We start from the raw sequence: 23,865 nt of genomic DNA on the forward strand, positions 1-23,865 counted from the left end.
TTCACTTTGCCCCTTCGGACTGCGGCGCAACTGTAATCGGACTGGGGGTTAGCTGTGAGCGTCGTCGTCGGGCGGATCGTCGGGCAGCCGGGGCAGTCGTACCCGGAAGGTCGCCCCGCCACCCGGGGTCGGCAACACCTCGACGGTCCCGTGGTGGGCGGCCACCAGAGCGGCCACGATGGCCAGGCCGAGCCCGGTGCCGGTGTTGCCGTCGGGCCGGCGGGTCCGGGCGGTGTCCGCCCGGTAGAAGCGTTCGAAGACCCGCTCGGCCTGCTCGGCGGAGAGCCCCGCACCGGTGTCGGCCACCTCGACCACGGCGAGGTTACCGGTCTCGGCCCGCAACCGTACGGTGATCTTGGCCTCCGGCGTCGTGTGGTTCAGCGCGTTGGTCATCAGGTTCGTCAGCACCTGCCGCAGCCGGGCGTCGTCGCCGAGCACCAACAGGTCCCCCGAGCCTGGTTCGACCTCCAGGGTGATCTGCCGGTCCGGGGCGACGACCTGGGCCGCCTGCACGGTGTCGGCCGCGAGCACCGGCAGTTCGACCGGCGCCAGCGAGATGGGACGTTCCCGGTCCAGCCGGGCCAGCAGCAACAGGTCCTCGACCAGCAGTCCCATCCGGGCCGCCTCGTCCTCGATCCGGCGCAGCAGACCGGCCGTCTGCTCCGGCTCCCGGGCCGCACCCTGCCGGTACAGCTCGGCGAAGCCGCGGATCGAGGTCAACGGCGTACGCAACTCGTGCGACGCGTCCGCGATGAACTGCCGCATCCGCTCCTCGGAGCGCCGGGCCCGCGCCTCGGACGCCTGCGCGGCCACGGCCGCGTCCCGGGCCGCCGACTCGGCGTGCCGGGCGGCGGTCTCCGAGGCCGCGCGCGCGGTGAACGCGGCCTCGATCTGACTCAGCATGGTGTTCAGCGCCCGGGACAGCCGGCCCAGTTCGGAGGTCGGCTGCGGCACCCCGTGCTCCGGGTCCGGGATCCGCCGGGTCAGGTCGCCGCCCGCGATGGCCGCGGCGGTCCGCTCGATGTCGACCAACGGACGCAGGCTGGTCCGCACGATCCCGGCACCCACCGAGGCCAGCAGGATCAGCACCCCGCCCCCGACCAGTACGTCGATCCAGAGCAGTTGCCGGACGGCGAGGTCGACATCGCTGAGGTTCTGCCCGACCACCGCCACCTGCCCGTTGTTCAGACGCAGGTAGACCATCCGCCACCGCAGGGTGGAACCGCGCGCACGCTCCGAGAAGGGCTTGTCGAGCCGGTTGGCGAACTCCTGCTCCGAGGTGGGCAGGTTGGGCAGGTCGGCGGTCGAGTAGCGCTTCGCGTCGTAGAGCGGCGTCACCTGCCCGCTGCCCGGGTCCAGCACGGCGACGACGTAGTCCGTGGGCGGGTAGTACGTCGAATTCACCGGCAGGCCGGAGAGGGTACGGATCGAGTTGGCGGCCTCCCGCAGCTCCCCGTCGATCTGGCCGATGAGGTAGTTGTGCAGGAAGTACGCCGTGGTCACGCTGATCACCAGCAGCGCGGCGGTGACCAGGGCCAGCACCGCCGCCACCAGTTTGACCCGTAGCGGGACGCCCCGGATCCGACCCTTCAGGGCGAACGAGCCGGTCACGCCGCCGGCTTGCGCAACACGTACCCGACGCCGCGCAGCGTGTGGATCAACCGTGGCTCGCTGTTGTCGACCTTGCGCCGCAGGTAGGAGATGTACGACTCGACGATGTTGTCATCGCCCCGGAAGTCGTAGTTCCAGACGTGGTCGAGGATCTGCGCCTTGGACAGCACCCGGTTGGCGTTGAGCATGAGGTACCGCAGCAGCTTGAACTCGGTCGGCGAAAGCTGCACCCGTTGGCCGCCCCGGTGGACCTCGTGGGTCTCCTCGTCCAACTCCAGGTCGGCGAAGGTCAGCCGGGCGGTGGGCGGCTCACCGCTGGCGGTCCGCCGCAACACCGCGCGGATCCGAGCGGTCAACTCCTCCAGGCTGAACGGCTTGGTCACGTAGTCGTCGCCGCCCAGGGTCAGCCCACGGATCTTGTCGTCGGTCGCGTCCCGGGCGGTCAGGAAGACCACCGGGGTCCGGGTCCCGCCCTCGCGCATGATCCGGATGACCTCGAACCCGTCCAGGTCCGGCAGCATCACGTCCAGGACCACCAGATCGGGGCGCCGGTCCCGGGCGGCGGTGACCGCGGCGCTGCCGCTGGTCGCGGTCGCCACGTCGAAGCCCGCGAAGCGCAGGCTGGCGGATAGCAGTTCGAGGATGTTCGGGTCGTCCTCGACGACGAGCAGTCTCGCCTCGGTCTGCGGTGCGGCCATGGCGCCATCATCCGCCGCCGCCCTGCGGGCCGGCTGGACGGTGCCTGAAAAAACCCTGTACGCGCGTCACCGGGCGAGACCGCGACGATCCACCCCAACGCCTCCGTACCCTGCCCGGCTCCCGCTCGGCCAAGCCACGTCTCACGGCCACCGGATCCGAAACCCGCCCCCGCCCCCGCCCCGCCCTCTCCTGTCCCGTCCCGGACATCAGCGACCCGGACCGGTAAGCCCTGAGACATCGACCCCGAACGGCGTTTCCCTCGGCCAGCGTTACTCAACGTAACTGGCAACGCCCGACCGGCGCGATACGGGGCAACGGACCCAGCGAGCGGCCGGATCAGCGGAACAGCCGGCGCAGCCCGTCGAGCGCGCCGTCCAGGATCCGGATCGCCGTCCGCGACTGGGCATCGGTGAGCCGTTGCGCGCGGATCAACGCCATCGCCTCGGCCGCGAACTCGGCGAGCTTGCGGTCGAGCAGGGTGGCGGGATCCGCCGGGTCATGCCGCCCCGGGCCCTGCCGGGGCGGACCGTCCGCTGGGCCAGGCCGGGGCGGGTCGTACCCCGACGGGCCAGGCCGGAGCGGGCCGGACCCCGACGGGTCGGACCCGGCCGGGTCATCCGCCGGTCGCGGGGCACCGGCCGGGCCGGGCCTGGGCGCCGACCGGGGCCACGCCGTACCGGCCGGCCCCCGATGACCCGCGCGGGATTCCCGGGCGGCCGACCGCAGCTCGCGTTTGAGGTCGCGCACGGAGTCGCTGACCTCGGACCGGATGTCCCGGGCCAGCCCGGCCAGATCCGCCACCGAGTCCCGGATGTCCGACTCCAACGCGGCCACCTCGTCGGCCCGCTGACGCAGCTCCGCCCGGCCGTCCTCGGTGATCCGGTACGTCTTTCGCCCGCCGGCCGCGGTGTGGCCGACCAGGCCCTCCGCCTCCATCCGTTGCAGCCGGGGATAGATGGTCCCGGCGCTCGGCGCGTACAGGCCGAGGAACCGGTCCTCCAGCAACCGGATCAGCTCGTAGCCGTGCTTCGGTCCCTCGGCCAGGAGCTTGAGCAGATAGAGCCGGAGCCGGCCGTGGCCGAACACCGGCGTCATGACACGTCCGCCCCGTCCGCCCGGTCGACCCCGCCCGCCCGGTCGATCGGGGGATCCGGCTCGCCCATCCGGTACACCGAACCGTTCGCGTCGTCCGCCGAACCGTCCTCGTCGTCCACCGGCCCGTCCTCGTCGTCCACCGGGCGCGCCAGCAGGTCGACGCTGCCGGAGACCGAGGTGGCCCAGAGTTTGCCCGTGCCCGCACCCAGCACTCCCTGGGCATCCCGGGACCAGCTGGGCCCGTCCCCTGGGACGACCTCGGGGAAGGCGCTGGTGATCCGGCCCGATGTGGTGTGCAGGTGAACGGCCAGGTCACTGTCCTCGCGTACCCGCACGGTCACGCTGCCGGACGTGGTCGCCAGCCGGACCTCGCCGCGTCGTGGGTTGTCCAGGTCGCAGGTGATCGAGCCGGACTGGGTGGTGGCGTGCACCCGTTCGGCCGCCCCGGCGGCCAGCACCAGTTCACCGGAGACCGTCTCCATGCTCAGGTCGCCGCCGACGCCCAACGCCTCGACGGGACCGGACACGAGCCGGGCCGTGGTGCGACCGGTGAGCCCCATCAGGGTCAGCTGACCCGTGGTGATCTCGACCCGGGTGTCCGTACGCAGACCGGAGACCACCGCCGAGCCGTCCACCAGGCGCAGGTTGGCCGGGGTGTCCGGCGGGACGGCCACCGACACCTGGACCCGGAACCGCCAACCGGCGGTGAGCAACCACCACAGCACGCTCGGCCAGTGTGGCGGTCGGGCCTGCTGGACGCAGAGGCGACCGTCCCGGACCTCGACGGCGAGGCTGGTCCGGTCGCACCGGGTGACCTCGACCCGCCCGGGTCCCTCGGTGCCCACCACCGCCAACCGGCCGGAGATCAGCGAGACGTCCAGCCGGTCGACCGGCTCGTCAAGCGTGAGCCGGCGCGGACCGTCGATCGTCCAGCGGGGCATGGGCGCTCTCCCTCACGAGTTCGCGCCCACGATAACGCGATACATCGCGACTGCGCCACGCACCCCGCCGGGAGGACCGGGTGGCCAACTCGGCGATCCGGGCCAGGTCGCGGCGGTCGGCGTCCGCCGGATGCAGCGCCGGCGCCACGGTCACCGAGACCACCAGATCGGGTACGGCGAGCACCCGGCGCAACGACACGGCCAGGCTCTCCTCGCCGAGGAACGCGGCAGCGGTCGTGCCGGTCGCCCCCGAACCGGTGCGGTAGCCGATGGTCAGCGGCACCACCGTGGCCCGCGCGTCGAGCGCGGCCTGGAACAGCGCCGGCCGGAACCGACCGGAGCCCGGACACGCGCCGGCCCGGGGCAGGCCGCACCACGTCGTACCCTCCGGGAAGGCCGTGACCACCCCGCCGGCCCGCAGTGCCGCCGCCACCTCACGCACGGTTCCCGGCAGCGTCCGCGGCCGGGACCGGTCGATGAAGATCGTGCCGGCCGCGGCGGCCAACGGGCCGACCAGCGGCCAGGCCCGCACCTCGCGCTTGGCCACCATCCGGGTGGGCGTCACCGCCAGCACGGCCAGCACGTCCAACCAGGACGTGTGGTTGGCGACCACCAGGGCCCGCCGCGCCGGCGGGCGGGCGACCCCGCCGATCCGCAGCCGGATCCCCAACGCGCGCAGGATCGATCGCGCCCAGTACCGGCCGACCCGGGCCCGACCGGCCGGGCCGAGCAGCGGGAGCACCGGCAGCAGGAGCGGGCTCAGCGCCAGCACGACGAGCAGCCCGGCGAGCCGACCGGCGCGGCGGGCCACACCGACCTGGTCACCGCTCCCGGCGAGACAACCCGGTCCGCATTCCGGCCGGGGATGCCAGAGCGGATTCACCATCGCGACGGTCATCACGACTCGCCGAGGAAGTGCCGGCGGTAGCGCGGGTGCATCCGGTCCAGGCTCAGCAGGACGTACAGGTCCGCGCAGCCGAAGGCCGGATCGTAGGCCGGCTCGCCGCAGACCCAGGCGCCCAACCGCAGATACCCGCGCAGCAGCGGCGGTACGGCCACCCGGGGTGCCCCGCCGGCCGCGTGGGCCGCCAGCGCGGGCCCGGCGGCCGGTTCACCCAGCCAGGGCCGGTGCGGACGGACCCGCATCGGCGGCGGCGCGAGGTGCCGGGCCGAGACCTGTGACCAGACCCCGGCGGCGGTCGCCCCGCCGTCCTCCAGCGGCACCGAGGCGCAGCCGCCGAGCCAGCGCAGACCCTTAAGGTGCAGGTAGCGGGCGATGCCGGCCCACATCAGGTTGATCACCGCGCCGGACCGGTACTCGGGGTCGACGCACGAGCGGCCGATCTCCACCAGTTGGTCCTGGAGCGGGTCGAGGGCGGACAGGTCGAACTCGCTGTCGCCGTACCGCCGGCCGGCGGCCTTCGACCGGTCCGGCGGGAGCATCCGGTACGTCCCGACCACCCGGCCGGTACGGTCGTCCCGGACGAGCAGGTGGTCGCAGTACGCATCGAGATCATCGACGTCCAGCCCGACCGTGTGGGTGTCGAGCCGGGCGCCCAGTTCGTCGGCGAAGACCTGGTGCCGCAGCCGCTGTGCGGCGGCGACCTGGGTGGCGTCGTCGGCGATCAGCAGGGTGTAACCGCTGGTGCCGGCGGGTGCGTCGGCGGAGAGCAGAACTGCCATGGGTCCTGTGTAGGGCCGCTCGCTGCCGCCGACGTGTCGCCCGCCGGTTGGCCGGATGTCGATCCGGTGAACGGAACGCCCACCGGGCCCGCCGCGCGTCGGCACCGGCCGTAGGCTGGGCGGATGATCATCGAAGGTCGGTACAACGGCCCGCCCGGATCCGCTAACGGCGGGTACGCGGCCGGGCTGTTCGCCGCCGCGTACCCGGCCGGCGCCGGCGCAGCCGTCGAGGTCACGTTGCGCCGGCCACCGCCGCTGGAGACGCCGCTGCGACTCGACGGCGACACGGTCCGCGACCCGGACGGCGAGCTGGTGGCCGAGCTGGGCCGGGTGCCGGTGTTCGCCGACGAGGTTGAGCCACCCGTCGACCCCGACACGGCGGCGGCGGTGGCCGTCGACTATCCCGGCTTCGTCGAGCATCCCTTTCCCACCTGCTACGTGTGCGGACCCGAGCGGGCCGACGGGCTACGGATCTTCCCGGGTCGGCTGCCGGACGGGCGTACCGCGGCGCCCTTCGTGGTGCCGGTGGGCGCGGCCGCGGTGACGGTGTGGGCCGCGCTGGACTGTCCCGGCGGGTGGGCCGTGCTGGCACCCGGCCGCCCGTACGTGCTCGGCCGGATGGCGGCGGTGGTGCGGCGGGTCCCGGCACCGGGTTCGGCCTGCGTGGTGACCGGGTCCATGGTCGAGGTACGCGGTCGCAAGGCGCTGGTCCGGTCCACCCTGTACGGACCGGGTGGCGAGCCGCTCGGATCCGCGCGGGCCACCTGGATCGCCGTCTGAGCGGTCCTACCTGAGAAGGAGAAGCGGATCCATCCCGATCCTGATTGACCGGACCCCGTCAACCAGTCACGCTGTGCAACGGCGCGGCCATCGGGGCCGTGCCGCACGGGAGGAGTGAAATGACCGACGGGCAGCGAAGCCCCACGAGCGGAGATGGCAGGATCGTCGTTTCCGGCCTGACGAAGCACTACAAGAACGTCCGGGCCGTCGACAATCTGTCGTTCACCGTCGCACCCGGCCGGGTGACCGGCTTCCTGGGGCCGAACGGCGCCGGTAAGACGACCACCCTCCGGATGCTCCTCAACCTGGTCCACCCCACCGCCGGGACCGCGACCATCGGTGGTCACCGGTACGCCGACCTCAGTGATCCGCTCCGCCAGGTCGGTGCCGTGCTGGAGGCGTCCAGCGCGCACAAGGGCCGGACCGGCATCAACCATCTGCGGGTGATCGCCGCCGCCGCGGGGCTGCCCCGGAGCCGGGCGGACGAGGCGCTGGCCCTGGTCGGGTTGACGCCCGCCGCGAAGCGCAAGTTCAAGGGCTACTCGCTGGGCATGAAGCAGCGGCTCGGTATCGCCGCGGCGATGCTCGGCGACCCCCGGGTGCTGATCCTGGACGAGCCGGCCAACGGTCTGGACCCCGAGGGCATCCGGTGGATGCGCGGGTTCCTCAAGTCGCTGGCCGGCGAGGGTCGTACGGTGCTGGTCTCCAGCCACCTGCTGTCCGAGATGCAGCTCCTCGCCGACGACGTGGTGATCATCGCGGCCGGCAAGCTGGTCCGGCAGGGCCCGGTCGACGAGGTGATCGGCTCGATGGCGCACACCACCCGGGTCCGGGTCCGTACGCCCCAGTCGGACGTCCTGGCCGGCGCGCTCGGCGGCGAGAACGTCACGGTCGAGAAGGGCGCCGACGGCCTGTTGCTGGTGGCCGGTCTGGACGCCCCGGCGATCGGCCGGGCGGCCCTGGCCAACCAGGTGGAGCTGCACGAGCTGACCACCGAACGCCCCGACCTGGAGGGCGTGTTCCTGGAGCTGACGGCCGGAAAGGCGGGGATCCGATGAGTCTGGTCCGGTCCGAGCTACTCAAGATCCGTACGACCAACACCTGGTGGCTGTTCGGCCTCGGCGCGTTCGTCATGCTGATCCTGGCGTTCGCTTTCAACGCCATCAGCGCGCACTTCGTGCTCAAGGCCGCCGCGGAGATCCCCAAGGACGCCTCGCCGGACCAGATCGAGCAGATCCGCGCCCAGGCCGACAGCCTCTACCAGGCGGCCAACCTCTACACCTCGGGCCAGTTCTTCGGCCTGCTGTTCGTGATGCTGCTCGGGATCCTGGTGGTGACCAACGAGTTCCACCACCAGACCGCCACCACCACGTTCCTGGCCACCCCGCACCGCAGCGCCGTGGTGCTCGCCAAGCTCGTGACGGCGGCGCTGTTCGGCGCGATGATCTGGCTGCTCACCACGGTGCTCTCCATCCCGGCCGGGCTGGTCTTCCTGCACTCGGAGGGGGTGGCCGATCACCTGGGCGACTGGGGTACGACCCGGCCGATCCTGCTCAACCTGCTGGCGTACGTGCTGTGGGGCATCCTGGGCGTCGGTCTGGGGGTGCTGATCCGCAGCCAGATCGGGGCCACCGTGACCGCGGCGCTGGCGTACGTGCTCGGCACCTTCGCCGCCGGGATCATCTTCAGCCTGCTCCAGCAGAAGTGGGAGTGGGTGGGCAAGCTCCAGGTGATCATCCCGTCGATCGCCTCCGGATTGATGATCAGTGGCACGGAGTTGCCCGGCAGCCCGCCGCAGTGGGTGGGCGCGGTCGTGCTGATCGCGTACGCCGTGGTCACCGGGCTGATCGGAACGCTTGTGGTACGGACTCGCGACATCTCCTGAACCGCGGGACCTGGGGGCCGTCGCGTGCTCGCGGCGGCCCCCGGCCGTGGTAATCCGCAGGGGTTGTGAAAACCGACACGGGGCCGATGCGGAAATGCTGCCGGTTACCGTACGGCGTAGCCTGGAACGGGTCGTCGGAGTCCGCCCTGACGGGGCGGCAGACCCGCGAGACACCACGAAAGAGGCGATTACTGGCCGTGTCGACCCAGCAGACTTCGCAGGAGAACCCACTGGCGGGTTTCGGCCCGAACGAGTGGATCGTCGAGGAGATGTACCAGCGGTACCTCGCCGACCCAACAAGCGTCGATTCGGCCTGGCACGAGTTCTTCGCCGACTACCGTCCGGTGGGCGCGCCCGACGGCGGATCCACCACGACCGCTGCGCAGACCGCCGGGACGAGCACCACCGTGGGCCGGGCACCGGCCGCCACGGGCGGCGCACCGACCGCCGCCAACGACACCGGGACGGCGGACGGCGCCAAGGGCGCCAGGGCCGCCACCGACGCCAAGGCCGCGCCGGGCGCCCCGACCGCCAAGCAGTCACCACCCGCCGCCAGCCCGCAACCGCCCGCCGGCAAACCGCAGCCGGCCGCCGACAAGGCGGCCGGGGACGGCCGGGCGACCGCGCCGAAGGCCCCGACCACCCCGCCGGCACCGGCCGCCGCGAAGACCGCGGCCGGGAACCGGGAGCCGGCCGCCAAGAACGAGCCCAGGGCCACCGACGGCACCGGGTCGGACACCGAGGTACGTACCGTCCCGCTGCGCGGGGTGGCCGCCCGGATCGTCCAGAACATGGACGCCTCGCTCGCCGTGCCCACCGCGACCAGCGTGCGCGCCGTCCCGGCGAAGCTGCTCGTCGACAACCGGATCGTGATCAACAACCACCTGGCCCGGGGGCGCGGTGGCAAGGTCAGCTTCACCCACCTGATCGGGTACGCGATGGTCCGGGCGCTGTCCGAGCGGCCGGAGATGAACTACGCGTTCACCACGGTCGGCGGCAAGCCGGCGGTGGTCCAGCCGGAGCGCGTCAACCTGGGCATCGCGATCGACCTGGTGAAGCCGGACGGGTCGCGCACCCTCGTGGTGCCGTCGATCAAGGGCTGCGAGCGGATGGACTTCCGCCAGTTCTGGCAGGCGTACGAGGACGTGGTCCGCCGGGCCCGGCGCAACGAGCTGACCATGGAGGACTACGCCGGTACGACGATCTCGCTGACCAACCCCGGCGGGATCGGTACGGTGCACTCCCAGCCGCGGCTGATGACGGGCCAGGGCACGATCATCGGCGTCGGCGCCATGGAGTACCCGGCGCCCTACGCGGGCATGTCCGAGGAGACCCTGGCCGAGCACGCTGTCAGCAAGATCATCACGCTGACCAGCACGTACGACCACCGGATCATCCAGGGCGCCCAGTCCGGCGAGTTCCTCAAGGTCATGCACGAGCTGCTGCTCGGCGAGCGCGGCTTCTACGACCAGATCTTCACCTCGCTGCGCATCCCGTACGAGCCGGTGCGCTGGATGCGCGACGTCGCCGTCAGCTCCGAGGGTCAGATCAACAAGACCGCCCGGGTACACGAGCTGATCCATGCGTACCGGGTGCGCGGGCACCTGATGGCGGACACCGATCCGCTTGAGTTCAAGATCAGGAAGCACCCGGACCTGGACGTCCTGGAGCACGGGCTCACCCTGTGGGACCTGGACCGCAGCTTCCCCGTCGCCGGCTTCGCCGGCCGGCAGAAGATGAAGCTGCGCGAGGTGCTGGGCGTGCTGCGGGACTCCTACTGCCGCCGGGTCGGCGTGGAGTACATGCACATCCAGGACCCGGAGGAGCGCCGCTGGATCCAGGAACGGATCGAACTGCCGCACCAGAAGCCGACGCCCGAGGAGCAGAAGCACGTCCTCAACCGGCTCAACGCGGCCGAGGCGTTCGAGACCTTCCTGCAGACCAAGTACGTCGGGCAGAAGCGCTTCTCGCTGGAGGGCGGCGAGTCGCTGATCCCGCTGCTGGGCGAGGTGCTGGAGGCGTCGGCCGAGGACGGACTGGACGAGGTCGTCATCGGGATGGCGCACCGCGGCCGGCTCAACGTGCTGGCCAACATCGTCGGCAAGCCGTACGAGAAGATCTTCTCGGAGTTCGAGGGCCACCTCGACCCCCGTTCCACCCAGGGTTCGGGCGACGTGAAGTACCACCTCGGCCAGGTCGGCAAGTTCACCACCCCGGGCGGCGACCACTCGATCAAGGTCTCGGTGACGGCGAACCCGTCCCACCTGGAGGCCGTGGATCCGGTGCTGGAGGGCATCGTCCGGGCCAAGCAGGACCGGATCGACCTCAAGCTGGAGGGCTACACCGTGCTGCCGCTGGCGGTGCACGGTGACGCCGCCTTCGCCGGTCAGGGCGTGGTCGCCGAAACCCTCAACCTGTCCCAGCTGCGCGGCTACCGCACCGGCGGCACCGTACACGTGGTGGTGAACAACCAGGTCGGTTTCACCACCGCGCCCCGGCACAGCCGGTCGAGTCTCTACAGCACCGACGTGGCGCGCATGATCCAGGCGCCGATCTTCCACGTGAACGGTGACGACCCGGAGGCCGTGGTCCGGGTCGCCCGGCTGGCCTTCGAGTACCGGCAGGCGTTCAACAAGGACGTGGTCATCGACCTCGTCTGCTACCGCCGGCGCGGGCACAACGAGGGCGACGACCCGTCGATGACCAACCCGGAGATGTACAAGATCATCGACTCGAAGCGCTCGGTCCGCAAGCTCTACACCGAGGAGCTGATCGGGCGCGGCGACATCACCGTGGAGGACGCCGAGGAGCTGCTGCGGGACTTCCAGTCCCAGCTCGAACGGGTCTTCAAGGCCACCCGGGACGCCGCCTCGTCGGCCCGCCAGCCGAGCCGGCAGCGCCGGCAGCCCGAGCCGGAACCCGAGGTCCAGACCGCCACCGACGCCGAGGTGATCCGTCGGGTCGGCGAGGCGCACGTCCGACTGCCCGAGGGCTTCACCCCGCACAAGCGGGTACGGCAGCTGCTGGACAAGCGGGCCAAGATGTCCGTCGAGGGTGACATCGACTGGGCGTTCGGCGAGATCATCGCGTTCGGCGCCCTGCTGCACGACGGGATCACGGTCCGGCTGGCCGGCCAGGACTCCCGGCGCGGCACGTTCGTCCAGCGTCACTCGGTGCTGGTCGACTCCAGTGACGGCGCCGAGTACTTCCCGCTGTCGACGCTCGCCGACGACACCCGGGGCCGGTTCTTCGTACACGACTCGCTGCTGTCCGAGTACGCGGCCATGGGCTTCGAGTACGGCTACTCGGTCGAGAACACCGAGGCGCTGGTGGCCTGGGAGGCCCAGTTCGGCGACTTCGCCAACGGGGCCCAGTCGGTGGTCGACGAGTTCATCTCGTCGGGCGAGGTCAAGTGGGGCCAGCAGTCGGCCGTGACGCTGCTGCTGCCGCACGGACACGAGGGCCAGGGTCCGGACCACACCTCGGGCCGCCCGGAACGGTTCCTGCAGATGTGCGCCGAGGACAACATGCGGGTCGCCATCCCGACCACCCCGGCGAACCACTTCCACCTGCTGCGCCGGCAGGCGCTGTCGCCGAAGCGCAAGCCGCTGGTGGTCTTCACGCCCAAGTCGCTGCTGCGGCACAAGCTCTGCGTCTCGGGCGTCGAGGAGTTCACCTCGGGCACCTTCCGGCCGGTCATCCCGGACACGGAGGTACGCCCCGAGGAGGTCAGGCGGGTCCTGCTCTGCTCCGGCAAGGTCTACTACGACCTGGTGACGGCCCGCGCCGAGCGGAAGATCACCGACACCGCGATCGTCCGGTTGGAGCAGCTCTACCCGCTGCCCGTCGAGGAGGTCCGCGCCGCGCTCGCCACGTACCAGGGCGCCGAGGACTTCGCGTGGGTCCAGGAGGAGCCGGCCAACCAGGGCGCCTGGTCGTTCGTCGCGCTCAACCTGCTGGAGCACCTGGAGGCCGTACGCCTGCGGCGGATCTCCCGGCCCGCGGCGGCGGCTCCGGCGGTGGGTTCCACCAAGCTGCACGAGGCCGAGCAGAACGCCCTCATCGAGGCGGCCCTCCCCCGGCCCTGACAACGGCGCATGTCGGAACGGCTCCATCCGGTACGCCGGGTGGAGCCGTTCCGCCGTTGACCCGACGGCCCGACGGCCCGACGGCCCGACGGCCCGACCGACGAACCACATCGAGGAGAACCATGTACTTCACCGACCGGGGCATCGAGGAACTGGTCGAGCGGCGCGGCGAGGAGAGCGTCACGCTGGACTGGCTCGGCGAGCGGTTGCGGGACTTCGTCGACCTCAATCCCGAGTTCGAGACGCCGATCGAGCGCTTCGCGACCTGGCTGGCCCGGCTCGACGACCCGGACGAGGATTAGCTGCTTCGAGCGGATCCGGTGGGGGGATCAAGGAGGGGATCTGGGGAGCCCAGCCGCTCCGGGCGGTCAGGCTTGATCCCTCCGCGGCTGGGCTCCCCAGATCCCTGACCGCACCGTGGCCGGACTTGGCCTGCCCACTCGCCTCTGGTTGAGGGGTTTCCCGCCGACCCGCCACCTCACACCGAGTGGGACTTCCGCCGACCCGCCACCGCACGCCGAGTGGGATTTCCGCCGGCCCCACCCACGACGGGATCAAGCCTGACCGCCCAGAGTGGGTGGGGCCGGCGGAAATCCCACCCACCAGCGGAATCCCACCCACCAGCGGAATCCCCGCGCCGCTGCCTGGTTGGGGACCAAGGACCCGGGCGGGGCGGGCGGCGATCTTGTAGGTTCGGGGAGTGGCTCGGAGTGTCTACGTCGCCGGTCTGGGACACGGCGGCGGCAAGTCCACCATCGCGCTCGGCCTGACCGAACTTCTCTCCCGTCAGGTCGGGCGGATCGGCGTGTTCCGACCGCTGGTCACGGCGCCGGGCCGGGACGAGATCCTGACGTTGCTGGCCGCCCGGTACCGGGTCGATCTGCCGGTCGAGGCGCTGGCCGGCAGCACCTACGCCGAGGCGGCCGAACTGGTCGCCGACGGCCGACGGGAGGAACTGGTCAGTCGGATCGTCGAGCGCTATCGCGCGGTGGAGCGGGAGTGTTCGGCCGTCGTGGTGATCGGCAGCGACTTCGACGACGCCCCGGAGACGGGGCACGGTGGGCTGCCCCGGGAGCTGGCCTTCAACGCCCGGCTGGCGAACGAGTTCGGCAGCGTGGTGGTTCCGGTGGTGGACGGACTCGGGCAGGACACCGAGGCGGTGCGCGGCGCGGCGCGCAGCGCGTACCACGATCTGGAAGACCTCGGCGCGACGGTGCTGGCGGTGCTGGCCAACCGGGTGGCGGCGCCGATGACGCTGCCGGGCCTGCCGGTGCCGGCGTACGCGGTTCCCGAGGTGCCGACCGTCTCGGCGCCGACGGTGGCCGAGGTGGCCGAGGCGCTGGGCGCCACCCGGCTGGTCGGCGACGCGGCGGCGCTGAGCCGGGACGTCCTGGACTTCGTGGTCGGTGCGGCGCACGTACCGACGCTGCTCGACCACCTCTCCGACGGCGCCCTGATGATCACCCCGGGCGACCGCGCGGACCTGGTGTTGGCGGCCGGTGCCGCGCACGTGGCCGGTCAGGTCTCGCTGGCGGGTCTCGTGCTCACCCTCGGCGAGCGGCCGGACGCCCGGGTGATGCGGGTGCTGGCGGGCCTGAACACCGGCCTGGCGGTGCTCTCGGTGCGCAGCGACAGCTTCGACACGGTGGCCGCGTCGAGCCGGATCGAGGGCCGGCTCAGCGCCGCCAACCCGCGCAAGGTGGAGGCCGCGCTGGGTGCCTTCGAGGATCACGTGGACACCGACGAGCTGTCCCGGCGGCTCCAGGTGACCCGGTCCACCCGGGTCACCCCGCTGATGTTCGAGAACGCCCTGCTGGAACGGGCCCGGGGCGACCGGCGGCGGATCGTGCTGCCGGAGGCCGGCGACGAGCGCGTCCTGCGGGCCACCGAGATCCTGCTCCGTCGGGGCGTCGTCGACCTCACCCTGCTCGGCGAGCCCGTCGAGGTGGCCCGGCGGGCCCGCGAACTCGGCGTCGACCTCACCGGTGCCGACGTGGTCGACCCGGCCACCAGCCAGTGGCGCGAGGAGTTCGCCGCCGGCTACGCCGAGCTGCGGCAGCATCGAGGGGTACGCCTGGACCTCGCCCGGGACATCGTCGCTGATCCGAACTACTTCGGCACCATGATGGTCCGGTGCGGTCGGGCCGACGGCATGGTGTCCGGCGCCACCCGCAGCACCGCCGCCACCATCCGGCCGGCGTTCGAGGTCATCCGGACCCGGCCGGGAGTGTCGGTGGCCTCCAGCGTCTTCTTCATGCTGCTGGCCGACCGGGTGCTGGTGTACGGCGACTGCGCGATCATTCCCGACCCGGACGCCACGCAGCTCGCCGACATCGCGGTCTCCTCGGCGGAGACGGCGGCCCGGTTCGGTGTCGAGCCCCGGGTGGCGATGCTGTCGTACTCGACCGGCACCTCGGGCTCCGGCGCGGACGTCGACAAGGTCGCCCAGGCGACGGCGCTGGTCCGGGAGCGCCGTCCGGATCTGCTGGTCGAGGGCCCCATCCAGTACGACGCGGCCATCGACCCGAGGGTGGCGGCCACCAAGCTGCCGGACAGTCCGGTGGCCGGGCGGGCGACGGTTTTCGTGTTCCCCGACCTGAACACCGGGAACAACACCTACAAGGCGGTGCAGCGCTCGGCCGGCGCGGTGGCCGTCGGTCCGGTGATCCAGGGGCTGCGCCGACCGGTGAACGACCTGTCCCGGGGCGCGACCGTGCCGGACATCGTCAACACGGTGGCCATCACCGCCATCCAGGCCGCCGCGGAGGAGGACCGGTGAGCCGGCTGCTGGTGCTCAACTGCGGCTCGTCGTCGGTCAAGTACCGGCTCTTCGACGGAAACGCCGAGCCCGACCGGGACGCCGGGTCTGGCGGGGACACCGAGCTGAACGGAAACGCCGGGCCGGACGGAAACGCTGAGCTGGACCGGTACACCGTGCTCGACGGCGGTGTGGTCGAGCGGATCGGCGAGGCCGGCGACGGGCCGGCGGACCATGAGAGCGCCCTGCGCGCGGTGCTGGACCGGCTGGACCTGACCGGACTGGGCGCGGTCGGGCATCGCGTGGTACACGGTGGCATCCGGTTCACCGAGCCCACGCTGCTCGATGACGAGGCGGAACGGGCCATCCGCGACCTGGTACCGCTGGCACCGCTGCACAATCCGGCGAACCTGACCGGCATCGAGGTGGCCCGGCGGCTGCTGCCGGACGTACCGCAGGTCGCGGTCTTCGACACGGCCTTCCACCGGACCCTGCCGGAGACCGCCGCGCGCTACGCGATCGACACGGCGACCGCCGACCGGTTCCAGATCCGCCGGTACGGCTTCCACGGCACGTCCCACTCGTACGTGTCGCGGCGCACCGCGCGGTTGCTGGACCGCCCGTACGCCGGGACGAACGTCATCACGCTGCACCTGGGCAACGGCGCGAGCGCGTGCGCGGTGGCCGGCGGACGCAGCGTCGCCACCTCGATGGGAATGTCCCCGCTGGAGGGGCTGGTGATGGGCACCCGCAGCGGTGACATCGACCCCGCTGTCGTCTTCCACCTGCGCCGCGAGGCCGGAATGGCGGTGGACGAGATCGACGACCTGCTTAACCACCGAAGCGGTCTACTCGGGCTGTGCGGCGCCAACGACATGCGCGAGGTGCTGCGCCGGCGGTCCGCCGGGGACACCGACGCGGTCCTCGCGTTCGACATGTACTGCCGGCGGATCCGTGAGTACGTGGGCGCGTACTACGCGCTGCTGGGCCGGCTCGACGCGGTCACCTTCACGGCGGGGGTGGGCGAGCACGCGGCCGAGGTCCGGGCCGAGGCCCTGGCCGGGTTGGACCGGCTGGGCATCACCGTGGACCCGGACCGGAACGCCGGTTCCGGGGACCGGCTCATCTCTCCGCCGGGCGCCGAGGTGGCGGTCTGCGTGGTCGCGACCGACGAGGAACGGGAGATCGCCCGGGAGACCGCGGCGGTGCTCAGCGGCCACGGGAGTTAGGAAGAACCCCTTTCGACGACCCGTCAGCCTGTGGAGACCGTTCGGCGTCACGGGCGTTAGGAAGGGGCCCTTCCTACACAAGAAGCGATAAGAGGGGACCCTTCCTTACCGCTCAGAGGACGAGCCAGGCCAGCAGGGCGACGACCACGACGACGGCCGCGATCCCGATGATCAGGGGAAGCCGGGAGGGCTGCGGGGCAGCCGCCTCGGGCTCCGTGGCGAACGCGCGGAATGCCTCGGTGTTGCCGCTCGGGTCGGCATGGGTGTCGGACATGCGACGACCATAGCGAAACGGGACGGGGTGGGGCTGTCCCCACCCGTACGGTCGGGATTTCCCACCGCCGGTCGGGGTGCTTGCGGGATCGATCGGGGTCCTCACCCGCGCCTACCGTGAGGGCATGACGATCTTTCCGCTGCCGGTCCGGTCCCTGTCGCGTCGACGGTCCTGGCGCCGCCCGGAGATGCTCCGGTGGGCGCTGGGCGCCCTCGTGGTGGTGCTGGCGGTCGGGGCGTTGGCGGTGACCCTGGACAATGCCGGCGCGGCGCAGGGATCGGAACGCGCCGGCGACACGGTCGAACTGCTTAAGTGGTGCTGGAGCCGGCTCGCCGGATGAAACGGGGCGTAATCCTCCTTTCGGCCTCGCCGTAGCGACCGGAAAGGCGGTCCCCGCGGTCCGGGTAACACCTACCGTGATGATGGTGAACGTGAAACTGATTCCGTCGGTGCTGGTTGCCGCCATGCTGGCGGTCCTGCTGGCCGGCTGCGGCGGCGCGGTGGCCGCGACCGTACCGGTGGGCGCGCCGGTGACCGCGCCGGCCGACCCGGCGGGCCGGGCACCGGAGCGTCAGTTCCCGGTCGGCGTCCGCAGCATCGCGCTGGCCCGGGGCACGAGCCGCCCCCTGCCGACCACCATCTGGTATCCGGCGACCGGCGGCGCGGTCGACGCGCTGCCCCGCTCCGACGCGCCGGTCGCCGCCGGCCGTTTCCCGCTGGTGCTGTTCAGCCACGGCCTGGTCAGCCTTCCGGAACTGCACGCCGAGATGGCCCGCCGCTGGGCCGCCGCCGGGTTCGTGGTGGCGGCGCCCGCGTACCCGCACACCAACCGGCGGACCGCGAGTTTCAGCCGGTCGGACGTCCGGAACCAACCGGCGGACGCCTGGCTGGTGATCCGCCGGGTGGGCCTGCTGGACAGCACCCCCGGCGATCCGCTGGCCGGGCACCTGGACCCCACCCGAGTGGTCGCCGCCGGTCACTCGGCCGGTGGTTACACCACGGCCGGGCTGTTCACCTCCGCCCGGCCCACCGCGCTGCGCGGCGGCATCATCATCGCCGGCGGAATGCGCGGGATGTTCGGCGGGCCGCCGGCCGCGCTGTTGTTCGTACACGGCGACCGGGACGGCACCGTACCGCTGCGGACCGGGCGGGCCGCCTTCGACCAGGTCCGCTGGCCCAAGGCGTTCCTGACCCTCTCCGGTCAGGGTCACTCGGGCTACCTTTCGCCCGGCCGGCCGGGATTCGTCGAGACCATGGCCGCCACCACCGACTTCCTGCGCTGGCGGCTCTACGACGATCAGGCCGCCCGGCAGCGCCTGCCGGTGGACGCGAACCGGTCCGGGGCGGCCAGCCTCGACGACCGGCTGTGACGGGCGAGGCACAATCGGGTTCATGTCCCGTCGTCACGCCGCCGCCGTCGGCGCCGCCGTCCTGCTGACCACGCTGGGCGGCTGCACCAGCGGACCGGATCGGCCGACCCCGCCCCCGACCAGGGTCGACGCGCGACCGGCCAGACGTCGGCCAGCCCCGCTGGGCACGCGCCGGCGCGCGGCTTCCCGGTGGGGGTCCGGGAGGTACGGCTGAGCCGGAACGACCGGTCACTGCCCGTCACGGTGTGGTACCCCGCCACCGGCGGACGGACCGGCAGCGGTTCGGCCACACCCCACCCGCGACGCGGCGTTCCGGTCGCCGCCGGACGTTTCCCGGTGGTGCTGTTCAGCCACGGCCTGTCCGCCCGCCCGGCGGACTACGAGTTGCTGCTCTCGGCCTGGGCCTCGGCCGGGTTCGTGGTGGCGGCGCCCACCTACCCGCACACCAGCCGGCAGGCGGCCCGGTTCGACGTCCTGGACGTGCTCAACCAGCCAGCGGACGCGTCGTACGTCCTGACCTCGGTGCTGGCCCTCGACGGCCGGGCTGGCGATCCGCTGCGTGGCCACCTGGCCACCGACCGGGTCGCCGCGGCCGGGCACTCGGCCGGCGGGGTGACCACGGTGGGGCTGTTCACGGCGGACCGGGACGACCGGCTCGACGCCGGCATCGTCCTCGCGGGCAGCGCGCTCGGGGTGGGTACCGGCTTCGCCGGGGCGGCCGCACCGCAGCTTTTCGTACACGGTGAGCGGGATGACGTGGTCTCGTACGCCGCCGGCAAGGCCGCGTACGACGCGGTGCCGTGGCCCAAGGCCATGCTCAGCCTGCCCTCGGGCGACCATGGCGGCTCCCTGGCCCGCGCCGGCAACCCGGCGTTCCGGGTGGTGGCGGACAGCACCCTCGAATTCCTGCGCTGGACGCTGTACGGCGACGCGGACGCCCGGCGGCGGCTGCCGGCCGAGGCCACCCGGGGCGGCCTGGCGGTCCTCGACGACCGGTTGTGACGTCGAGGACCGTCGGCGCGGCGCCCCGGCCGGTCCGAGGCTCGGCGCTCAGCACACCACCGGCTCGGCGCTCAGCGCACCACCGGCTCGGCGCTCAGCGCACCACCGGCTCGGCGCTCAGCGCACCACCGGCTCGGCGCTCAGCACACCACCGGCTCGGCGCTCAGCGCACCACCGCCAGCCCGGTGTCCGCCCAGAGGTTGCTGGGCTGGTCCCAGATGATCCCGGCCTGGCTGGGCCGGTCGATGACGCCGTACCGGCAGTCGTGCCCGAAGACGTTGCTGGTGAACCGGATGTTGCGGCCCCGCAGGTCGATCCGTACCCCGATCGAGAAGTTCCCGCCCGTGCAGTAGTTGTTCGCGAACAGCAGGTTGTCGACCATCGGCGCGGTGGTGGAACCGACCATCAGGCAGGCGTTCATCGGGTCCCGGGTGACCGGGTTGTACGCCTCCAGCCGGTTGTGCCGGACCACGATGTTGACCGCGCCGGTGGTCTGCAACGTGTCGTTGTGCGAGGCACCAACCCGGGCCAGGTGGTGGATCCACGAGTCCTCGATCACCGTGCCATCGCCCAGTCGGGGACCGTCGATGACGTTGCCGATGTCCACCCGACGCAGGGTGTAGCTGGCGCAGCAGACCGCTGCGGCGTTGGTACGCAGGCCGTCGATCTCCGAGTCCTCGACCAGGAGGTTCCGGACCCCGGGCATCGTACGGATGGCGTAGTTGCCGCCGCATCTGATGCGCGTCCTGCGAATCGTCACGTTGTTCACGGCCACCGTCACACAGCCGCTGACGTTCAGTCCGCTGACCACCTGTCCCGGGGTCGACACGGTGAGCGAACCGGATGCCCGCAGGGTGGTGCCGGTCGGTACGCCGGTGGTGGCTGCCGAGGGAAACCCACCGGGCAGCGCCGCGGTGGTGGCACCGGCCGGCGCGTCGGCGTCGTCCGCGACCGCGTCGGCGGCGAGTCGAGCGACCTCGGTGGTGCTCCGAGCGACCTTGGCGGCTCCCGAGTCGGTCGCCGGTGCCGTTCCGGTGGCCGACCGGGCGCCGGTGCCGTCCGGCCCGGTCCCGGCACCCAACTCGGCGTCGGTGTCGACCGGTTTGCCGTTCCAGGTGGACCCGGTGATCGTGGCGGGGGCCGAGGGTCCGTACCGGAAACCGACCGGACAATTGACCAACCGGACCCGACGGGCGGTGTAGTTGCCGAAGGCAATCCCGTTCGTCGCCGACCCGGTGCAATAGATCCGGGTGTCCTCGATCACCGTCCCGGTGACGTCCGGAGCTATCCGTACGGCATAACCGCCGCCGGCCCGGACCACCGAGTTCCGGATCGTCACATTGTCCGCCCGAACATGGATGTAGCCATCGATCACCCTGCCGTCCAGGACCGTTCCGGCCCTCAGCACGGTGACCGGCCCACCCCGCTCACCGGCCGTGGCCACCCCCACCCCGGCGACCACCATCAGCGCGGCGACCAGGATCGACACCATCAGGGAGCGGGGCACCCGGGACTCCTGCCGCCCCGACCGGCGAGCGGTTCCGTCGTACTTCGCGATGCGGTTCAAGATTGGTCCCCTCGACAGTTGCATTGTCCGGGATCAGTTCCCAGCGAGGCGGACTATAGCGAAATTCATAGATCCGGAGTTTTATCAACCAAAGATCGTGAAGGAAACCTTTAGCCCACCTGAAGAGGACCTTTTCCAGAACTTATCCTGGCATTTTCCGGCGCTTATCCACCGGCGTGTCCGACGGGACCCGCAGACCAGCCGCCGAATTTTCAGATGGCGGAGCACCAGCGTGTCGGACCGGCGACAGTCGTCCGCACCCCACCTCGGGGCACCGGAGCCTGCCGTCAGGCCGAGTGATCGATGACGACCTTGCCGAAGACGTCCCCTGACCACAGCCGGGCGAACGCCTCGGGCACCCGCGAGAACGGTACGACCCGGTCGACCACCGGACGGATGCCACGGTCCACACAGAGCGCCATCAGGTCGGCGAGTTCGGCGGGCGTGCCCATCGACGTACCGAGGATCTCCAGTTGCATGGCGAAGACCCGGCGCAGGTTGACGGTGGCCTCGTGGCCGGCGGTGGCCCCCGCGACGACGATCCGCGCTCCCGGAGCCGCCGACTTCAACGAGTGCTCGAAGGTCGCCGCGCCCACCGTCTCGATGACCACGCCCACCCGCTCCGGCAGCCGGGCCCCGGGCTCCAGCGCCGTGGCGCCCAACCGGGCGATCCGGTCCCGCTTGCCGGCGTCCCGGCTGGTCGCGTAGACCCGCTTGCCCAGCGCGATCCCGAGCACCACGGCGGCCGTGGCCACCCCACCGCCGCCGCCCTGGACGAGCACCGCGTCGGCCTCGTCCACCCGCCCCTTGCTGGTCAGCATCCGGTACGCGGTCAGCCACGCGGTCGGCAGGCAGGCCGCGTCGGTGAACGACAGCTCGGCGGGCTTCGGTACGAGGTTCGCCCGGGGTACGGCGACCAGCTCGGCCAGCGTGCCCGGGTGGTTCTCGGAGAGGATCGACACTCCTCGCGGGTCACCCGGGTCGGGCACGATCGGATAGACGACGACCTCGTTGCCGTCCGGGTCGACGCCGGCGGCGTCGCAGCCCAGGATCATCGGAAGCTGGTCGGCGGACAGCCCCACACCGCGCAGTGACCAGAGGTCGTGGTGGTTCAGCGACGTCGCCCGTACCCGCACCGTCACCCAGTCCGGCTCCGGATGGGCCGGCTCCGGTCGGTCACCCACGGCCAACGCGGCGAGCGGGTCGGCGGCGTCGAACGAGGTGGCGTAGGCGGCACGCATGATCCGCACGCTAGCAGCGCCCACCCGCCGGCCAAAAGCGCCGAACCCACCAGCGCCCGCCCAAGCCGGCCCGCCGAACCCACCAGCGCACCCGAGGGTTCCGCCGGGCCCGCCCACGACGGGATCAAGCCTGACCGCCCAGAGTGGGCGGGCCCGGCGGAACCCGCCCCGCAGGCGGGCCCGGCGGAACCCGCCCCGCAGGCGGCCCCGGCGGAACCCGCCCCCTCAAGTGGACCCGACGGAACCCAAGGCCCGACGGAGGAGAAGCTCAGGCGCGGGCCACCCCGTCCCGGCGGGCCGCCTCGGCCACCGCCTCCGCGACGGCGGGCGCCACCCGGGGGTCGAGCGGCGACGGGACGATCGCGTCCGCCGTCAGGTTGTCGGCGACCACCTGCGCGATCGCGTCGGCGGCGGCCACCTTCATCCCGTCGGTCACCCGGCTGGCCCGGGCGTCCAGGGCGCCCCGGAAGACGCCGGGAAAGGCGAGCACGTTGTTGATCTGGTTGGGGTAGTCGCTGCGGCCGGTGGCGACCACGGCCGCGTGCCGGGCGGCGATCTCGGGGTGGACCTCGGGGGTCGGGTTGGCCAGCGCGAAGATGATGCCGTCGGGCGCCATCGCGGCCACCGCCTCGGCGGAGATCTGCCCGCCGGAGACTCCGATGAGCACGTCGGCGCCGCGCAGTGCCGCCGCGACGTCGCCGGTAAGGCCCGCCGCGTTGGTCAGTTCGGCCAGTTCGGTCTTGACCGGCGTCAGGTCGGGGCGGTCGCGGTGGATGATGCCGCGCGAGTCGCAGACCACCACCTCGGCCGGGTCGACGCCGCCGGCCACCAGCATGCGGGTGACCGCGACCCCGGCGGCACCGGCCCCGCTGAGCACCACCCGCAGGTCGCCCAGTTTGCGGTTGAGCAGGGTGGCCGCGTTGCGCAGGGCCGCCAGTACCACGATCGCCGTGCCGTGCTGGTCGTCGTGGAAGACCGGGATCGGCAGTTCCTCGTCCAGCCGGCGTTCGATCTCGAAGCAGCGTGGCGCGCTGATGTCCTCGAGGTTGATGCCGCCGAACGAGGGTGCCAGGGCGCGGACGACGGCGATGATCTCGTCGCTGTCCTGGGTGTCCAGGCAGATCGGCACGGCGTCCACCCCGCCGAACTGCTTGAACAGCACGGCCTTGCCCTCCATCACCGGCAGTGCCGCGCGGGGGCCGATGTTGCCGAGGCCCAGTACGGCGGACCCGTCGGTCACCACCGCGACCGTGTGCGAGACCCAGGTGTAGTCGTTGACCAGGGCCGGGTCGGCGGCGATGGCCTCGCAGACCCGGGCCACTCCGGGGGTGTAGGCCAGGGAGAGGTCTTCCCGGCTGGTCAGCGGGACTGTGGCGGCCACGGCGAGCTTGCCACCCCGGTGCAGGTCGAACACCGGATCAGACGGATCCACGATGGACGATGACATGACGGACTCCAGCGAACGTCGTCGGATGAACCCGCGATCGGATTTCGACCGGCCGAGGGAAACGGCCGGTCCGATGCCGATCGTCGGTGGGGACCGGCCGATCTCCACGCCGGTCGGCGATGACGGTCGGTGCTGGCACCGGGGATCACCCGGGCGGATTCCTGGCAGCATAGTGCCGCCGTTGGCAGCCCTCTG

21 protein-coding genes are annotated in these 23,865 nt (G+C 72.0%); 11 read left to right on the forward strand and 10 right to left on the reverse strand.

All coding sequences use genetic code 11. The features are described 5' to 3' along the window. Window positions 1-48 precede the first annotated feature (48 nt). The 6 genes from ACXN5W_RS18070 to ACXN5W_RS18095 form a co-directional block, all read right to left on the reverse strand. Window positions 49-1,611, reverse strand: coding sequence for a sensor histidine kinase (locus ACXN5W_RS18070; protein WP_473159481.1), 1,563 nt, complete (start codon window positions 1,609-1,611; stop codon window positions 49-51). Then, window positions 1,608-2,309 (reverse strand): response regulator transcription factor, encoded by a 702-nt coding sequence (locus ACXN5W_RS18075; protein WP_473159482.1) that lies wholly within the window; start codon window positions 2,307-2,309, stop codon window positions 1,608-1,610. The genes ACXN5W_RS18070 and ACXN5W_RS18075 overlap by 4 nt, the downstream gene beginning before the upstream one ends. 337 nt (window positions 2,310-2,646) lie before the next feature. After that, entirely contained in the window at window positions 2,647-3,405 is a 759-nt protein-coding gene (locus ACXN5W_RS18080; RefSeq protein ID WP_473159483.1) for a PadR family transcriptional regulator, read from the reverse strand. Next, window positions 3,402-4,346: a DUF4097 family beta strand repeat-containing protein gene (locus ACXN5W_RS18085; protein WP_473159484.1), complete on the reverse strand. Its 945-nt coding sequence runs from the start codon at window positions 4,344-4,346 to the stop codon at window positions 3,402-3,404. Before ACXN5W_RS18085 ends, ACXN5W_RS18080 begins: the two co-directional genes overlap by 4 nt. Next, window positions 4,303-5,244, reverse strand: coding sequence for a lysophospholipid acyltransferase family protein (locus ACXN5W_RS18090; RefSeq protein ID WP_473159485.1), 942 nt, complete (start codon window positions 5,242-5,244; stop codon window positions 4,303-4,305). The genes ACXN5W_RS18085 and ACXN5W_RS18090 overlap by 44 nt, the downstream gene beginning before the upstream one ends. Then, on the reverse strand, window positions 5,244-6,029 hold the full coding sequence (locus tag ACXN5W_RS18095; protein WP_473159486.1) for a GNAT family N-acetyltransferase: 786 nt from the start codon (window positions 6,027-6,029) through the stop codon (window positions 5,244-5,246). Before ACXN5W_RS18095 ends, ACXN5W_RS18090 begins: the two co-directional genes overlap by 1 nt. A 123-nt stretch (window positions 6,030-6,152) precedes the next feature. Between ACXN5W_RS18095 and ACXN5W_RS18100 the strand changes: the two genes are divergently transcribed. The 7 genes from ACXN5W_RS18100 to ACXN5W_RS18130 all read left to right on the forward strand — a co-directional run bounded on the left by ACXN5W_RS18100 (window position 6,153) and on the right by ACXN5W_RS18130 (window position 16,769). Further along, window positions 6,153-6,809: a hypothetical protein gene (locus ACXN5W_RS18100; RefSeq protein ID WP_473159487.1), complete on the forward strand. Its 657-nt coding sequence runs from the start codon at window positions 6,153-6,155 to the stop codon at window positions 6,807-6,809. A 119-nt stretch (window positions 6,810-6,928) separates the two neighbouring features. Then, window positions 6,929-7,867: an ABC transporter ATP-binding protein gene (locus ACXN5W_RS18105; RefSeq protein ID WP_473159488.1), complete on the forward strand. Its 939-nt coding sequence runs from the start codon at window positions 6,929-6,931 to the stop codon at window positions 7,865-7,867. Then, window positions 7,864-8,694 carry an ABC transporter permease gene (locus ACXN5W_RS18110; protein ID WP_473159489.1) on the forward strand — a complete coding sequence of 277 codons (831 nt, stop codon included), beginning with the start codon at window positions 7,864-7,866 and terminating at the stop codon, window positions 8,692-8,694. Before ACXN5W_RS18105 ends, ACXN5W_RS18110 begins: the two co-directional genes overlap by 4 nt. An 86-nt stretch (window positions 8,695-8,780) precedes the next feature. Then, a complete protein-coding gene (locus ACXN5W_RS18115; protein ID WP_473159490.1) occupies window positions 8,781-12,782 on the forward strand; it encodes a multifunctional oxoglutarate decarboxylase/oxoglutarate dehydrogenase thiamine pyrophosphate-binding subunit/dihydrolipoyllysine-residue succinyltransferase subunit in 4,002 nt (1,333 codons plus the stop codon). Between the two features lie 122 nt (window positions 12,783-12,904). Further along, a complete protein-coding gene (locus ACXN5W_RS18120; RefSeq protein ID WP_473159491.1) occupies window positions 12,905-13,084 on the forward strand; it encodes a DUF6104 family protein in 180 nt (59 codons plus the stop codon). A gap of 398 nt (window positions 13,085-13,482) precedes the next feature. Then, on the forward strand, window positions 13,483-15,561 hold the full coding sequence (gene pta / locus ACXN5W_RS18125; protein WP_473159492.1) for a phosphate acetyltransferase: 2,079 nt from the start codon (window positions 13,483-13,485) through the stop codon (window positions 15,559-15,561). Next, window positions 15,558-16,769, forward strand: a complete 1,212-nt coding sequence (locus tag ACXN5W_RS18130; protein ID WP_473159493.1) for an acetate/propionate family kinase — start codon at window positions 15,558-15,560, stop codon at window positions 16,767-16,769. Before pta ends, ACXN5W_RS18130 begins: the two co-directional genes overlap by 4 nt. A 112-nt stretch (window positions 16,770-16,881) precedes the next feature. Here ACXN5W_RS18130 and ACXN5W_RS18135 read toward each other — a convergent pair whose 3' ends face one another. Further along, window positions 16,882-17,043 carry a hypothetical protein gene (locus ACXN5W_RS18135; protein ID WP_473159494.1) on the reverse strand — a complete coding sequence of 54 codons (162 nt, stop codon included), beginning with the start codon at window positions 17,041-17,043 and terminating at the stop codon, window positions 16,882-16,884. A gap of 124 nt (window positions 17,044-17,167) precedes the next feature. On the opposite strand from ACXN5W_RS18135, the gene ACXN5W_RS18140 reads away from it, so the two are divergent. The 4 genes from ACXN5W_RS18140 (at window position 17,168) to ACXN5W_RS18155 (ending at window position 19,415) form a co-directional block, all read left to right on the forward strand. Then, on the forward strand, window positions 17,168-17,383 hold the full coding sequence (locus tag ACXN5W_RS18140) for a hypothetical protein (RefSeq protein WP_473159495.1): 216 nt from the start codon (window positions 17,168-17,170) through the stop codon (window positions 17,381-17,383). Between the two features lie 124 nt (window positions 17,384-17,507). Further along, window positions 17,508-18,413, forward strand: coding sequence for an alpha/beta hydrolase family protein (locus ACXN5W_RS18145; RefSeq protein ID WP_473159513.1), 906 nt, complete (start codon window positions 17,508-17,510; stop codon window positions 18,411-18,413). 22 nt (window positions 18,414-18,435) lie between these two features. Further along, window positions 18,436-18,627, forward strand: coding sequence for a hypothetical protein (locus ACXN5W_RS18150; RefSeq protein ID WP_473159496.1), 192 nt, complete (start codon window positions 18,436-18,438; stop codon window positions 18,625-18,627). 122 nt (window positions 18,628-18,749) lie between these two features. Continuing rightward, window positions 18,750-19,415, forward strand: coding sequence for an alpha/beta hydrolase family protein (locus ACXN5W_RS18155; protein ID WP_473159497.1), 666 nt, complete (start codon window positions 18,750-18,752; stop codon window positions 19,413-19,415). A gap of 163 nt (window positions 19,416-19,578) precedes the next feature. Here ACXN5W_RS18155 and ACXN5W_RS18160 read toward each other — a convergent pair whose 3' ends face one another. The 3 genes from ACXN5W_RS18160 to ACXN5W_RS18170 form a co-directional block, all read right to left on the reverse strand. Continuing rightward, a complete protein-coding gene (locus ACXN5W_RS18160) occupies window positions 19,579-20,922 on the reverse strand; it encodes a hypothetical protein (RefSeq protein ID WP_473159498.1) in 1,344 nt (447 codons plus the stop codon). A 347-nt stretch (window positions 20,923-21,269) separates the two neighbouring features. Next, window positions 21,270-22,232 carry a zinc-binding dehydrogenase gene (locus ACXN5W_RS18165; protein ID WP_473159499.1) on the reverse strand — a complete coding sequence of 321 codons (963 nt, stop codon included), beginning with the start codon at window positions 22,230-22,232 and terminating at the stop codon, window positions 21,270-21,272. Between the two features lie 259 nt (window positions 22,233-22,491). Next, the gene (locus tag ACXN5W_RS18170; protein ID WP_473159500.1) at window positions 22,492-23,670 is read right to left on the reverse strand and encodes an NAD(P)-dependent malic enzyme; all 1,179 of its coding nucleotides are present in this window, start codon (window positions 23,668-23,670) and stop codon (window positions 22,492-22,494) included. Between the last annotated feature and the right edge of the window lie 195 nt (window positions 23,671-23,865).

This window comes from Plantactinospora sp. A48 (assembly GCF_055793945.1).

Bases quoted from the DNA above. Each gene is read 5' to 3' on its own strand.
- ACXN5W_RS18075 (WP_473159482.1), bottom strand. From the start codon at position 2,309: ATGGCCGCACCGCAGACCGAGGCGAGACTGCTCGTCGTCGAGGACGAC.
- ACXN5W_RS18080 (WP_473159483.1), bottom strand. From the start codon at position 3,405: ATGACGCCGGTGTTCGGCCACGGCCGGCTCCGGCTCTATCTGCTCAAG.
- ACXN5W_RS18085 (WP_473159484.1), bottom strand. From the start codon at position 4,346: ATGCCCCGCTGGACGATCGACGGTCCGCGCCGGCTCACGCTTGACGAG.
- ACXN5W_RS18090 (WP_473159485.1), bottom strand. From the start codon at position 5,244: ATGACCGTCGCGATGGTGAATCCGCTCTGGCATCCCCGGCCGGAATGC.
- ACXN5W_RS18095 (WP_473159486.1), bottom strand. From the start codon at position 6,029: ATGGCAGTTCTGCTCTCCGCCGACGCACCCGCCGGCACCAGCGGTTAC.
- ACXN5W_RS18100 (WP_473159487.1), top strand. From the start codon at position 6,153: ATGATCATCGAAGGTCGGTACAACGGCCCGCCCGGATCCGCTAACGGC.
- ACXN5W_RS18105 (WP_473159488.1), top strand. From the start codon at position 6,929: ATGACCGACGGGCAGCGAAGCCCCACGAGCGGAGATGGCAGGATCGTC.
- ACXN5W_RS18110 (WP_473159489.1), top strand. From the start codon at position 7,864: ATGAGTCTGGTCCGGTCCGAGCTACTCAAGATCCGTACGACCAACACC.
- ACXN5W_RS18115 (WP_473159490.1), top strand. From the start codon at position 8,781: ATGCGGAAATGCTGCCGGTTACCGTACGGCGTAGCCTGGAACGGGTCG.
- ACXN5W_RS18120 (WP_473159491.1), top strand. From the start codon at position 12,905: ATGTACTTCACCGACCGGGGCATCGAGGAACTGGTCGAGCGGCGCGGC.
- ACXN5W_RS18135 (WP_473159494.1), bottom strand. From the start codon at position 17,043: ATGTCCGACACCCATGCCGACCCGAGCGGCAACACCGAGGCATTCCGC.
- ACXN5W_RS18140 (WP_473159495.1), top strand. From the start codon at position 17,168: ATGACGATCTTTCCGCTGCCGGTCCGGTCCCTGTCGCGTCGACGGTCC.
- ACXN5W_RS18145 (WP_473159513.1), top strand. From the start codon at position 17,508: ATGCTGGCGGTCCTGCTGGCCGGCTGCGGCGGCGCGGTGGCCGCGACC.
- ACXN5W_RS18150 (WP_473159496.1), top strand. From the start codon at position 18,436: ATGTCCCGTCGTCACGCCGCCGCCGTCGGCGCCGCCGTCCTGCTGACC.
- ACXN5W_RS18170 (WP_473159500.1), bottom strand. From the start codon at position 23,670: ATGTCATCGTCCATCGTGGATCCGTCTGATCCGGTGTTCGACCTGCAC.